Source organism: Bradyrhizobium sp. UFLA05-153, assembly GCF_054185185.1.
The window spans coordinates 38,477-50,733 of record NZ_JBBIAM010000067.1; the positions used below are offsets into that span (position 1 = coordinate 38,477).

10 protein-coding genes are annotated in these 12,257 nt (G+C 64.2%); 3 read left to right on the forward strand and 7 right to left on the reverse strand.

What is annotated here, in order from left to right; genetic code table 11:
* Positions 1 to 163: 163 nt before the first annotated feature.
* Positions 164 to 1,975 (reverse strand): chloride channel protein, encoded by a 1,812-nt coding sequence (locus Q2941_RS31455; protein WP_027528374.1) that lies wholly within the window; start codon positions 1,973 to 1,975, stop codon positions 164 to 166.
* A gap of 231 nt (positions 1,976 to 2,206) precedes the next feature.
* The gene (locus Q2941_RS31460; RefSeq protein WP_458194833.1) at positions 2,207 to 2,833 is read right to left on the reverse strand and encodes a MarC family protein; all 627 of its coding nucleotides are present in this window, start codon (positions 2,831 to 2,833) and stop codon (positions 2,207 to 2,209) included.
* Between the two features lie 185 nt (positions 2,834 to 3,018).
* On the opposite strand from Q2941_RS31460, the gene Q2941_RS31465 reads away from it, so the two are divergent.
* On the forward strand, positions 3,019 to 3,405 hold the full coding sequence (locus tag Q2941_RS31465) for an Hsp20/alpha crystallin family protein (RefSeq protein ID WP_254111443.1): 387 nt from the start codon (positions 3,019 to 3,021) through the stop codon (positions 3,403 to 3,405).
* An 8-nt stretch (positions 3,406 to 3,413) separates the two neighbouring features.
* Positions 3,414 to 5,798, forward strand: coding sequence for an endopeptidase La (gene lon / locus Q2941_RS31470; RefSeq protein WP_458194834.1), 2,385 nt, complete (start codon positions 3,414 to 3,416; stop codon positions 5,796 to 5,798).
* A gap of 238 nt (positions 5,799 to 6,036) precedes the next feature.
* Here the strand turns inward: lon and Q2941_RS31475 are convergent, their stop codons facing one another.
* The 3 genes from Q2941_RS31475 to Q2941_RS31485 form a co-directional block, all read right to left on the reverse strand.
* On the reverse strand, positions 6,037 to 6,339 hold the full coding sequence (locus Q2941_RS31475) for an HU family DNA-binding protein (protein WP_027528369.1): 303 nt from the start codon (positions 6,337 to 6,339) through the stop codon (positions 6,037 to 6,039).
* 281 nt (positions 6,340 to 6,620) lie between these two features.
* Positions 6,621 to 7,853: an acetyl-CoA C-acetyltransferase gene (locus Q2941_RS31480; protein ID WP_458194835.1), complete on the reverse strand. Its 1,233-nt coding sequence runs from the start codon at positions 7,851 to 7,853 to the stop codon at positions 6,621 to 6,623.
* A gap of 234 nt (positions 7,854 to 8,087) precedes the next feature.
* The gene (locus Q2941_RS31485; protein ID WP_458194836.1) at positions 8,088 to 9,551 is read right to left on the reverse strand and encodes a GH1 family beta-glucosidase; all 1,464 of its coding nucleotides are present in this window, start codon (positions 9,549 to 9,551) and stop codon (positions 8,088 to 8,090) included.
* A gap of 246 nt (positions 9,552 to 9,797) precedes the next feature.
* Between Q2941_RS31485 and Q2941_RS31490 the strand changes: the two genes are divergently transcribed.
* Positions 9,798 to 10,175, forward strand: a complete 378-nt coding sequence (locus Q2941_RS31490) for an NUDIX hydrolase (RefSeq protein ID WP_458194837.1) — start codon at positions 9,798 to 9,800, stop codon at positions 10,173 to 10,175.
* 93 nt (positions 10,176 to 10,268) lie between these two features.
* Here the strand turns inward: Q2941_RS31490 and clcA are convergent, their stop codons facing one another.
* Positions 10,269 to 11,597 carry a H(+)/Cl(-) exchange transporter ClcA gene (clcA, locus tag Q2941_RS31495; RefSeq protein WP_458194838.1) on the reverse strand — a complete coding sequence of 443 codons (1,329 nt, stop codon included), beginning with the start codon at positions 11,595 to 11,597 and terminating at the stop codon, positions 10,269 to 10,271.
* A gap of 274 nt (positions 11,598 to 11,871) precedes the next feature.
* A partial coding sequence (gene trpF / locus Q2941_RS31500; RefSeq protein ID WP_458194839.1) for a phosphoribosylanthranilate isomerase occupies positions 11,872 to 12,257 on the reverse strand: 386 nt, incomplete at its 5' end.

Below are 12,257 nucleotides of genomic sequence, written 5' to 3' on the forward strand. Positions count from 1 at the left end.
GCGCTCCTACCCCAGCCCAATGTCGCCCCGAAGGGCGTTTTTCGCATTTCCGCTTGGCCGATCATCGCCAATGCGGTTTGTCCAAAGCAAGACCCCATCATGGAAAGTGTGAGGCCGAGTGACGGCGGGCGCCGCGGCTCCCCCTCCTCCGATACCGCTCGTCTTACGACAACGCCCCCAGCACGCCGCGCGTGGCCTTGTCGATCTCCTCGACATAGCGGCGGCGGGCGAAGGTCTCGGTGAGGAAGCCAATCACCTTGCGGCTGTCGGCGGATTCGACCACCGCCAGCATCTCCGCCTCCGCCTCGTCGAACACCGCCATCGCGCTTTTCACGTTCATTTCCGGGATCAGTACGATGTCGGTGTAGCGGGCGAGCTCGATCACCTGGATGTCGTCGGCGATGGTGTCGAGGTCGCTGGAGAACAGGTCGGGCAGCATAACGAGGCCGACATATTCGTCCGCGTTGTTGACCACGACGATGCCCGGGCGCGAGCCCAGCGCGAATTCGCGCCTCGTCGCGGCGATCGTCGTCGAGGATGGCACCTTGCCGACGTCGCTCCGCATCATCCGCTCGACCGTCAGGTTGCGCAGCCAGCCGACGTCGTTGGCGCTGCGGATGGTCTCGCCGCGCAGATGCAGGCGCCAGGTCGAGAAGGAATGGCCGAACATGAAGCGCACGCAGATCGAGGTGACGATGCAGCCCGCCAGCACCACGGCGGTGACGTCGACATTGCGCGTCATCTCCAGCACCAGGAACGACATCGTCAGGGGACCGCCGACGATGGCAACCCCGAGCGTCGCCATGCCCGTCAGCATCGCAACCAGCGGATCGATCGCGAAGCTGGGGCTGATCAGCAGCAGCACGGCAGCGAAGAACTTTCCGATCAGGCTGCCGACGAACAGCGAGGCGAAGAACAGGCCGCCGCGGAAGCCCGAGGCGAGCGAGATCAGGCAGGCCGTCAGCTTCAGGGCAATGATCAGCGCGATCAGGCCGATCGTCATGTCGTGAAACAGATCGAGCACCATCGCGCCATGGCCGGCCGCCAGCACCTGCGGGGTGGTGATCGCGAAGCAGCCGACGATGAGGCCGCCGATCACCGGGCGCAGCCAGACCGGTAGCCAGGCAAACAGACGCTCAAACGTCGAGGACGAGCGCATCACGGCGATGCCCACGCCGCCGGTGACGAGCGCGAGCCCGATCAGCGCCAGATATTGCTCGATGCCGACCGTGCTCACCTTCGGTATCTCGATGGAGTACGGCGCGCCGCCGAGCCATTGCGCCGTCAGCGCGCCGGCGAGCGAGGCTGCCAGGATCGGCGCGGCGCTGCCTACCGCATAGACACCGACGATCAGCTCGCAGGCATAGAACGCGCCGGTGATCGGGGCGCCGAAGGCGGCCGCGATCGCGGCCGCAGCCCCGCAACCGACGATCAGGCGGAGATCGTTGCGCCGGAGGTTGAAGAACTGACCGAGCAGCGAAGCGATACCGGAGCCGATCTGGGTATAGCCGGCCTCGAGGCCGACGGAGGCACCGCAGCCGTTGGAGATCAGCGTCTGGCTCGAGACCACCACGCTGTCGCGCAGGGACAGATTGCCGCCACGCAGCGCGTTGGCCTCGATCGGGTCGACTGCGCTCGAGATCTTCAGCCGCCGCCGCGACCATTCCATCATGCCGAGCGCCAGTCCGCCGAGTGCGGGCGCGGTCAGCGCCGCCCACGGGCTGACATAGGCATTGGCAGAGAGCCGAACGTCGACGGGAATCCCGAAGATCAGAACGTGTGCGATCTGCGCGATCTCGGCCATCAGTGTCACGACGCCGCCGGTGGCGACGCCGATCAGAAGCGCGAGCGGGATCAGGTAGAATTCGTTGCTGCGCAGGAGGGCGCGGATGCGGACCAGCATCCGGTTCGATGCCTTGTTCGATCCCTTGTGCGATCTCTTGCGATCGACGATGTGCCTGATCCGCGCAAACACCGGCGAGGCTCTTCTATTCTTCGGCCATGCCGTCGCCGGCCATGCGCTGTGTTATCATCGGGATCGGCATCCTGGCGATGCGCGCGTTCCGCGCTCTTATTGACCCGAGTTACGTCAAAGCCATGAGGCTGCGCAAGAGAAAGCGGACGGAATTGCCGACGGCGATATGTCCGGCCCGGAAGCCACGCGAAAATTACAACAAAATCAATAGATTGATCTGATCTGACGGCATCACGACAGGCTGGCGCGGACCGCGGCGATACCGTTCAGCACGAACTGCACCGAATAGGCCGCAAGCAGGATGCCGAGCAGGCGCGAGAGCACGGCATTGCCGGTCCGCCCCAGCGTGCGCGCGATCAGGGTCGAGGTGGCAAAGCAGATCATGCAGAGCAGGCAGACCAGGAGGATGATCGCGATGTTGATGCCGAGCCGGGCGACGTTGCTGGCGTCGCCCGTGAGCAGCAGCGTGGTCGCGATCGCGCCGGGGCCGGCCATCATGGGGATCGCGAGCGGAAACACCGCCACGTCGGAGGCGTGCTCGGACAGCGCCTTGTCGGCCTCGCGCGCCTCGCGGTGCGGCCGGTCGCCGAAGATCATGCGGTAGGACACGCCGAACAGCAGCAGCCCGCCGGCGATCTGGAACGCCGGGATGCCGATCCCGAGCTGGCGCAACAGCCAGTTTCCGATCAGCGCGATCACGACCAGGATCGAGGCCGCGATCAGTGGCGCGCGCCAGGCGACGGTGCGCTTGACCGCTTCCGGCATGCCGGCGGTCGCGGCCAGGAAGGCCGGCACGAGGCCGACGGGATCGACCACCAGCAGCAGGGTGACAAACGCCGACAGGGCAAGATCGAGCATGCGTGGCCATCTCCTCACCACATGCAGGGAACGATGACGTTGCGACCGGCTTAGCCCAACCCCGCCGCTTTGGGAAATCAGCGCGGAACGATCGCGAAGCAGAGGTGCCGACGCTACCCGGCAGGCGCGCTGGATTTTTGCAGGGGGCGCACCATATGCAGGCTTTCCATTCCAGAGCCTGCGCCATGCAACCCAAAAATCCCCTCGACTGGATGCTCTCCGAAGCCCTGGAGCAACTCAACCGCGGCGAGCGGCTGCGCCAGCAGTTCGGCCGCCAGGAATCCTGCTGGGAGCCGCCGATCGACGTGCTGGAGACCGACCGGGAGCTCCTGATCCTGGTCGCCCTTCCCGGCGTCGATCCCGACAATGTCGAAACGGTGATCCATGACGGCGTGCTCGTCATCTCGGGCCGGCGCACGCTGCCGCCGGAACTGCGCAACGCCCGCATCCACCGGCTCGAGCTGCCGCAGGGGCGTTTCGAGCGCCGTATTGCACTGCCAGTCGGACGCTATGCCATCAGCCGTTTCGTGATGGACGGCTGCGTCGCGCTGCGCCTCGCCAAATCCGCTTGAGGTCGACCATGGCAAACGAACAACAGACCGAGTCCACCGTGAATACCGAAGCCGCGAAAATTCCGGACGACGCGCTGATCGTCATCCCCGTTCGCAACATGGTGCTGTTTCCCGGCGTGATCGCGCCGATCGCGATCGCGCGGCCGAAGTCGATCGCCGCCGCGCAGCAGGCACTGCGCGAGCAGCGGCCGATCGGCATCGTGCTCCAGCGCAACCCCGACATCGACGACCCCGGGCCGGATGATCTCTACCGGATCGCGACCATCGCCAACATCGTTCGCTACATCACAGCGCCCGACGAGACCCATCACATCGTCTGCCAGGGCGTGCAGCGCGCGCGCGTTCTCGACTTCCTGCCGGGGGCGCCGTTCCCGGCCGCGCGCGTGCAGCAGATTCCAGAGCCGAGCACGACCTCGCCGGAGATCGAGGCGCGCTTTCTCAATCTGCAGCGCCAGGCGATCGAGGCGATCCAGCTCCTGCCGCAGGTGCCGCCGGAGCTGGTGGCGATGTTCCAGGGCACGACCGCGCCCGGCGCGCTGGCCGATCTCGCCACCGCCTATATGGACATCAAGCCGCAGGACAAGCTGGAGATCCTGGAAACCGTCGATCTCTCCGTGCGCATGGAGAAAGTGTCCAAGCAGCTCGGCGAGCGGCTGGAGGTGCTGCGTATCAGCAATGAAATCGGCCAGCAGACCAAGGCGGTCTTCGACGAGCGGCAGCGCGAGGCGATCCTGCGCGAGCAGATGGCGACCATCCAGCGGCAGCTCGGCGAAGGCGACGGCAAGGCTGCTGAGGTCGCCGAACTGACCGAGGCCATCGCCAAAGCAAAAATGCCGCCGGAAGCAGAAGCCCATGCGAGGAAGGAGCTGCGCCGCTATGAGCGCATGCCGGAAGCCGCCGGCGAAGCCGGCATGGTCCGCACCTATCTGGACTGGCTGATCGAATTGCCATGGGCGATCCCGGAGGAGAAGCCGATCGACATCGCTGAGGCCCGCCGCATCCTCGATGCGGACCACTATGGCCTGGAGAAGATCAAGAGCCGCATCATCGAATATCTGGCGGTGCGCAAGCTCGCGCCGCATGGCAAGGCGCCGATCCTGTGCTTCGTCGGCCCGCCCGGCGTCGGCAAAACCTCGCTCGGCCAGTCCATCGCGCGTGCGATGGATCGCCCATTCGTGCGTGTCAGCCTCGGCGGCGTGCACGACGAGGCCGAGATCCGCGGCCACCGCCGCACCTATATCGGCGCGCTGCCCGGCAACATCATCCAGGGCATCAAGAAGGCTGGCAGCCGGAACTGCGTGATGATGTTGGACGAGATCGACAAGATGGGCCGCGGCGTGCAGGGCGATCCCTCGGCCGCGATGCTGGAGGTGCTCGACCCCGAGCAGAACGGGACGTTCCGGGACAATTATCTCGGCGTGCCCTTCGATCTCTCGCGCGTGGTTTTCATCGCCACGGCCAACATGCTGGACTCGATCCCGGGCCCCCTTCTGGACCGCATGGAGCTCATCAGCCTTGCCGGCTACACCGAGGACGAGAAGCTCGAGATCGCCAAGCGCTATCTGGTGCGGCGTCAGCTCGAGGCCAATGGCCTGACGGCGGACCAGGCCGAGATCGAGCCGGAGGCGTTGAAGCTGATCGTCAAGGGCTATACGCGGGAGGCTGGCGTGCGCTGGCTGGAGCGCGAGATCGGGAAGGTGCTCCGGCACGCGGCGGTGCAGATCGCCGAGGGCACGGCGGCCAAGGTCGTGGTGAGCGCGAAGGAGATCACCCCCGTGCTTGGCCAGCCGCGCTTCGAGGGCGAGATCGCGCTGCGCACCAGCGTGCCCGGCGTTGCCACAGGCCTCGCCTGGACGCCGGTCGGCGGCGACATTCTGTTCATCGAGGCGACGCGCGTGCCCGGCAGGGGCAGCCTGATCCTGACCGGCCAGCTCGGCGACGTCATGCGCGAGAGCGCGCAGGCCGCGATGACGCTGGTGAAGAGCCGCGCCAGCCAGCTCGGGATCGAGCCTTCGCTGTTCGAGAAGAGCGACATCCACGTTCACGTCCCGGCGGGCGCCACCCCGAAGGACGGCCCGAGCGCAGGCGTTGCGATGTTCACGGCGCTGACGTCGCTGCTGACCAACCGCACCGTGCGCAACGACACCGCCATGACCGGCGAGATCTCGCTGCGCGGCCTGGTGCTGCCGGTCGGCGGCATCAAGGAGAAGGTGGTGGCGGCGGCCGCAGCTGGCCTCAAGCGGGTGATGCTGCCGGCGCGCAACAAGCGGGATTTCGACGACATCCCGAAGGGCGCGCGCGAGAGCCTCGAATTCATCTGGCTCGAGCGGGTCGACGAGGCGGTCGCCGAAGCGCTCGACCCGACCAAGCCGCAGGTCGAGGCAGCCGAGTGAGAACGGTGATGACGATGGTGTTGAAAAGGATGAAGACGAAGCGAACTGTGCAGCGGCTGCGGCAATGGCTCGATCGAGCGATCGGCCGGCTCCGGGAGCAGATCCCCGCGCCGCGCGGTCGGCTTCAGCCCGTTCGGGTCAAAGCCAGATACCGCAGGGGCTGACCCCTCCGCCTCACCCCTGCGGCACCTCAAAACAAAAGGCCCCCTCTTGTGGAGGGGGCCTTTGCTTTTAGCCGTTAGGCCACGGCGTCCTTGGCGGCCTTCACGGGCCGTGCGCGGACGATCTTCCGGGCCGGCTTGGCCTTGAACATCATCTCTTCACCCGTGAACGGGTTGGTGCCCTTGCGCGCCTTGGTCGCGGGCTTCTTGATGACCACGAACTTGGCGAAGCCCGGCACCAGGAAGAGGCCGTTCTTCTTGAGCTCCTTGTGGCCGACGTCCGTCAAGGTCTCCATGACGTTCTTGACGTCGCGCTTGGAAAGCTCGGTGGCAGTCGCGATCTTTTCGATCAGCTGCGATTTGGAAAGTTGGGTTGGCATCGTGTCTCCTCTGATTCGTTGCCGGTTGCATATTAGACCAACCGTTGAAGGCCTATAGCCTTCTGCACAGTTTTGTCGCGAAAATTACGGGCTTTTTTGTCCCGCTGTGACAAAAACCCTGCTTTTTTAGCCACTTCCAGAGCGGATGGCAGCCAAAACAGCGCTTTTTGCCTTATTTCAAAGGCCCGCGACGCCATTGCTAAAGCTGATTCCATGCTCTCGACAAGCGACGACCGCCCTCTTTGTGCAAGGAGGAGCGCGATTCACCCTATGAAAGAAGGCTAAACCCGCTCGATGATCACCGCCGGCGCCATGCCGCCGGCGGCGCACATCGTAACGAGGCCGCGCTTCAGGTCGCGCCGTTCGAGTTCGTCGAGGATGGTGCCGATCAGGATCGAGCCGGTGGCGCCAATGGGGTGGCCGAGCGCGATCGAGCCGCCGTTGACGTTGACCTTGGCGCGGTCGAGCCGGAGATCGCGGATGTACTTTTCCGCAACCACTGCAAAGGCCTCGTTGATCTCGAAGAGATCGATGTCGTCGATCGTCAGGTGGGCCTTGGCCAGCACCTTGCGGGTCGCCGGCCCCGGAGCGTTCAGCATCAGGGTCGGCGAGTCCCCCATATTCGCCATCGCGACCACGCGGGCGCGAGGCTTCAGCCCATGCGCTTTGGCATAGGTCGGCGAAGCCAACAGGATCGCAGCTGCTCCATCGACGACGCCGGAGGAATTGCCGGCGTGATGCACGAAGTCGATTATGAGGTCCGGATATTGTTGCAGGATCAGGCCGCGATAGGTCGTGCCCTTGTCGTCGAGCGCATAGTCGGCGATTGCAGGGAATGCCGGCTTGAGGCTGCTAAGGCCTTCCATCGTGGTCTGCGGCCGCGGATACTCCTCGTGGTCGAGCGCGAGGCTGCCGTCCTCGCGATAGACTGGCACCAGGCTCTTCTTGAAGTGCCCATTGGCCATCGCATGCGCCGCGCGCTTCTGGCTCTCCAGCCCGAGCGCATCGACATCCCTTCGCGTGATGCCCTCCATGGTCGCGATCGCATCCGCACAGACGCCCTGATGCGACTGCGGATGCCTTGCGCGCAGGCGCAGATTGCCGGAGTCCATCATCATCGGACCGCCGCCGCGCCGTCCCTCCATCGACATCATCTCGCAGCCGCCGGCGATGACGAGATCTTCCGCGCCCGCCATGATCGAGGCCGCCGCCATGCTGACGCTGGTGATCCCCGAGCCGCAGAAGCGGTCCAGCGTCACTGCGCTGGCGCGCACGTCATAGCCGGCGTCGAGCGCCGACATCCGCCCGAGGTCGCCGCTTTGCGTTGCGACCTGCGCGCTGCAGCCCCAGACGATGTCGTCGACATCTGCAGTGTCGATGCCGGTGCGATCGGCGAGCGCGCGCAGCACGGTGGCGCCCAATTGCTGCGGATGGATCCCCGACAGCGCCCCCTTGCCGGCCTTGCCCACCCCGCGCGGCGTCCGACAGGCATCGATGATCAGCGCGTCAACCATGGCGTTATCCTCTTGTTCTTGGCTGTTGAGCGCGGTTTTGAATCAGGGGGAGAGCGGAGTCAATCGGGGCCGGCCGGACTACCCTTTCGCAAAAGCTGAAAAACAACCCCATGCAAAGTAGAAATACGATTGCCGGATGATGCACGGCCGTTCCGCGAAACCATTTGATGCGTCAAGACAAATCGCCGGCAACAAGCGATGGTCGCGCAATCAGGAGTGAGAGGGCGAAGTGCCTCACACCCCCGCCGCGTTCTTCGCGATCACGTTGCGGTAGAAGCTCGCGCTGAGCTTGGGCGTGCGGACCTGGGTATCGAAGTTCACGTGGTAGAGGCCGAAGCGCTTGTTGAGCCCGTAGACCCACTCGAAATTGTCCATCAGGCTCCAGAGGAAATAGCCCTTCACAGGCACGCCCTCCGCCGTCGCGCGCTCGAGCTGGGCGAGATAGTTGCGCAAATACATGATACGGTCGGTGTCGAAAATCTTGCCGTCCGGCGTGACCTGGTCGTCGCCGGAGGCGCCGTTCTCGCTGATGTAGATCGCGCCCGTCTTCCATATCTTCGCAGCCAACTTCGGCACCCAGTAGATCGTCTCGGGGCCGACGCGCAACCAGTCCGAATTCATGTGCGGAAACGACTTTGGGATCGGCAGCAGCGAGAAGCCGGCGCCCTTGTCGGAGGCCACGACATAATGCTGCGGCGCGTAGATGTTGAGGCCGAGGAAGTCGATCGGCGAGGAGATGATCTTCAGCTCCGCATCGGTGTATTTCGGCGCGTTGGCCCCAGCGAATTTCAGAAAGGCGTCGGTGTACCTGCCTTCCATGATCACGTTGAGATAGCTCGCGTTCAACTCGCGCAGCGCGATCTCGGTGGCGCGGACGTTCTCGGGCGTGTCGATCGCGGGAATGCAGGCATCGATGTTCTCGGCCGGCCCAATCCTCGTGCCGCGGCGGCCGGAGCTGCGGACCGCCTGCACCGCGAGCCCGTGCGCCAGCGCGGTATTGTGCCTGACCTGGTTCACCTCGGCTTGCGACAGCGTCAGCCCCGGCGCGTCGATGCCGATGCCGTAGCCGAAATAGACGAACCTGCCGCTCTCGTTCAACGTGAACACGTTCTTGACGCGATCGGTCAGGTGCCGCGCAACATAGGCCGCATAGTCGCCGAACACCTTGCAGGTCTCGGCCGAGCGCCAGCCGCCGAAACGATCCTGCAGCGATTGCGGCAGGTCCCAATGATAGAGTGTGAGCCACGGCTCGATGCCGTTCGTCAGGAGCTCGTCGATCAGGCGATTGTAGAAGTCGAGCCCCTTCGGGTTCGGCTTGCCGTCGCCGTCCGGAAACACCCGCGGCCAGGCGATCGAGAAGCGATAGGCCTTGCAGCCGAGCTCCTTGATCAGCGCGATGTCGTCCTTGTAACGATGAAAGTGCTCATTGGCGCGGTCGCCATTGGTGCCGTCCTCGATCTTGCCGGCCACGCGCGTAAAAATGTCCCAGATCGAGGGCCCTCGCCCGTCTTCAGTAACGGCACCCTCGACCTGATAGGACGAGGTGGCGGTACCCCAGAGGAAACCCGGCGGAAACCCGCGCGAGCTGCGCGGCCCGGCATCGGGCTTCGCCTCGACGGATTGCCCCGGCGCCGCCATCCCTGCTGCGGACAGCCCCGCGATCTTCGCAAACTGGCGACGCGAGACCTTGTCCGACATTGATGCTGCTCCAGATCCATTCGTTTCGGGCCGGCACAATGGAGGGTCCTGGCCGATTTGAGAAGTGAAGTTCGGGGACGATCGTGATGCGCCGCTGGTGTATCGAGAGCGGCAGGGGCAAACTTGGTCACGCTCCGGCTAGCCAATACCGGGACAATACAGGGTGGCAAACGCAGCGCCCATTATTGTCGGCCGAACCGACTGGTCTAGACTGATGCTCATTGGTGAAATCGATTCGCAGGGATTATGGCAAAGTCCTCCAAACTCGTTGCGGCAAAGAAGGGGCGCGTGCTCCTGGTCCGGCGACGGCGCGATAAGCGCTGGATGTTCCCGGGCGGACGCAGGCGTGCAGGTGAGAGTGACAGGAAGTGCCTTCGCCGCGAGATCGGGGAAGAACTGCCAAAGTTGAAGCTAGGCTCTTTAACGCTCTGGAAGGAAGTGAAAGGGAAAAACCGCCGGTCCGGGCGGAAGATGAGCGATGCGATTTTTCTGGCGAAGAACGCGTTCGGCCAGTTGAAGATCGGAGACAAGAAGGAAATCGACAAGGCGGTCTGGCGGAAGCCACGACGCCTGAGGCTGACGCCGACTTCGCGCTACATCCGCGACAAGCTGTTTCCGAGGTGAGTTCCCAGGCTCGCAATCAGGGCTTCGAACCCGGGCAATAAGCGGGCATCGGGTGCGCTTTGCCTTTGTCGAAGATTGCTTAGCCTTCGGCGGTCATCTCTGTCTGATTTGCCGCTCCAAGCGCAGCGTATGCTCACGCAGGGAATCGTAGATCGGTGCATTGCCCAGCAGCATGGGTAGCAGCATCGCCATGAAGCAGGCGCCCAGCATCGGCAGCAGCATCGTCACGTTACCGGTCATTTCGGCGACGAGAACGATGCCGGTAACCGGCGCACGCACCACGCCGGTGAAGAAAGCGGCCATGCCCACCAATGCAAATGCTTCCGGCTGGACAGCGAGCTTTGGGAATGCAAGGCGACAAGCCGCTCCGAACAACTGCCCAGACTGGGCTCCCAGCACGAGCAAGGGTGCGAACAATCCGCCGGGAGTGCCGGCGGCATATGAGAGAGCGCCGAGCCCGAACCGGACCAGGAACGCGAACCCCAGGATCCCCACGCTCTCGCGGCCGATCAGCGTGCGCTGCGTGATCTGATCTCCGCCGCCGACCAGCTCGGGCGCGAACCAGGCCAATATGCCGACGCTTGCGCCAATCAATCCGGCGCGGAGCTCGATCGGTAGCCGTCCGAATCGGTCCCGAACTGCGATGGTCGCGAGCAGGGTGCGATTGTATGCGACGGCCAGCAGGCCCGCGATGCCACCCAGAGTAAAGAACAGCGGGGCGGACTCAGCGCTGGGGTAGCTCAGCGGCCCGATCTGGAAGTCGGGCGCGTCACCGAGAAGCAGCCTTGCGACCGGGATCGCCGTTGCCAGCGCTGCAAGTGCGGCGATGGCAACGCGGTGTTCGATCCTCTGCACCAACTCCTCCAGCACAAACACGAGCCCGGCAATCGGCGCATTGAAGGCCGTTGCAAGGCCGGCGCCGGCGCCGGCCGCCAGCAGCACTCGGGAGTCCGCACCGCAGAGCCGGCAGACGCGCGCGGCGAAAACCGCGATACCAGCGCCCATCTGGACGGTCGGCCCCTCGCGGCCCAGCGCCAGCCCGGAGCCTATCGCCAGTATCCCCCCGATGAATTTCACTGGCACCAGACCAAACGGAGCCGGTGGAATCTCTTCGCGCAGGACAGCTTCGACATGCGGAATGCCGCTGCCCGAAGCGTGTGGCGAGAATTGCCTGACCATCCACGCGGCAACCAGGGTTGCGACAGCGCACGTGCCGACGACGATCAAGAATCCCCAGATCGCGTGGCCATAGGCCCAGGCGATCATCGCATCGCGCAGACGATCGGCATGCGCGAGCAAAAGCCGGAAAACAGCCCCAACACATCCGGTGGCTGCTCCAATGATGAGGGCCATCGCCGCGAGACCCAACAGGCTGCGACGTTCGTCTGCGACTTGGCTGTCGTCACTAGGGTTATGGTTCACAGCAGGTCGATGATCTCGAGGCTTTCGCAAGGGACAATCTTTGCCGAAATCACTGGCGAATGTCCCGGAAAAAATGCTTCCGACCTGATCGAAGAACCGTCTGTCCGGTCGACTTGCCAGGACCTCACCGCACGTCCCTGCCGCGGGACTTCATACGGATTTGCCGATGCCGACCGTGTTTTTCCACTATCTCTAGGCGGTGCTGCTGACAAGCCGATAGCGCCGCCGCCCCATCGATGACCACTGTAGTAGCTGTCAAAAACCTCCTCGCTGGTTAACCGCAGTTCGCAGCGCGATAGAACGCTTCGACCTTCGCCAGGTCTTTCGCGTGGGTGCCCTCGCGGTCGGTCTTTGTTTTTGAGTCAACGCCGGCGGGTTGGACAGACCGGATGGCCTCTTTGACATTGTCCGGTCCGAGTCCACCGGCGAGTATGACCGGGGTACGAACGGTCTCGACAATCGTTCGACTGATGCTCCAGTCATGCGTAACGCCCTGTGCACCAATCTGGATATCGCCTAGGCGGTGACTATCAAGCAGGATCCACTCGACAATTCCATCATATGTGCGCGCCACGTGCACTGCCACGGGTCCCGTCACAGGTACGCTACGCATGAACTTGATTTTTGGCAGAGACTTTCGCAGCGCCACGACATGATCTG

Bases quoted from the DNA above. Each gene is read 5' to 3' on its own strand.
- Q2941_RS31475 (WP_027528369.1), bottom strand. From the start codon at position 6,339: ATGCCAACCCAACTTTCCAAATCGCAGCTGATCGAAAAGATCGCGACT.
- Q2941_RS31460 (WP_458194833.1), bottom strand. From the start codon at position 2,833: ATGCTCGATCTTGCCCTGTCGGCGTTTGTCACCCTGCTGCTGGTGGTC.
- lon (WP_458194834.1), top strand. From the start codon at position 3,414: ATGGCAAACGAACAACAGACCGAGTCCACCGTGAATACCGAAGCCGCG.
- Q2941_RS31485 (WP_458194836.1), bottom strand. From the start codon at position 9,551: ATGTCGGACAAGGTCTCGCGTCGCCAGTTTGCGAAGATCGCGGGGCTG.
- Q2941_RS31490 (WP_458194837.1), top strand. From the start codon at position 9,798: ATGGCAAAGTCCTCCAAACTCGTTGCGGCAAAGAAGGGGCGCGTGCTC.
- Q2941_RS31465 (WP_254111443.1), top strand. From the start codon at position 3,019: ATGCAACCCAAAAATCCCCTCGACTGGATGCTCTCCGAAGCCCTGGAG.
- Q2941_RS31480 (WP_458194835.1), bottom strand. From the start codon at position 7,853: ATGGTTGACGCGCTGATCATCGATGCCTGTCGGACGCCGCGCGGGGTG.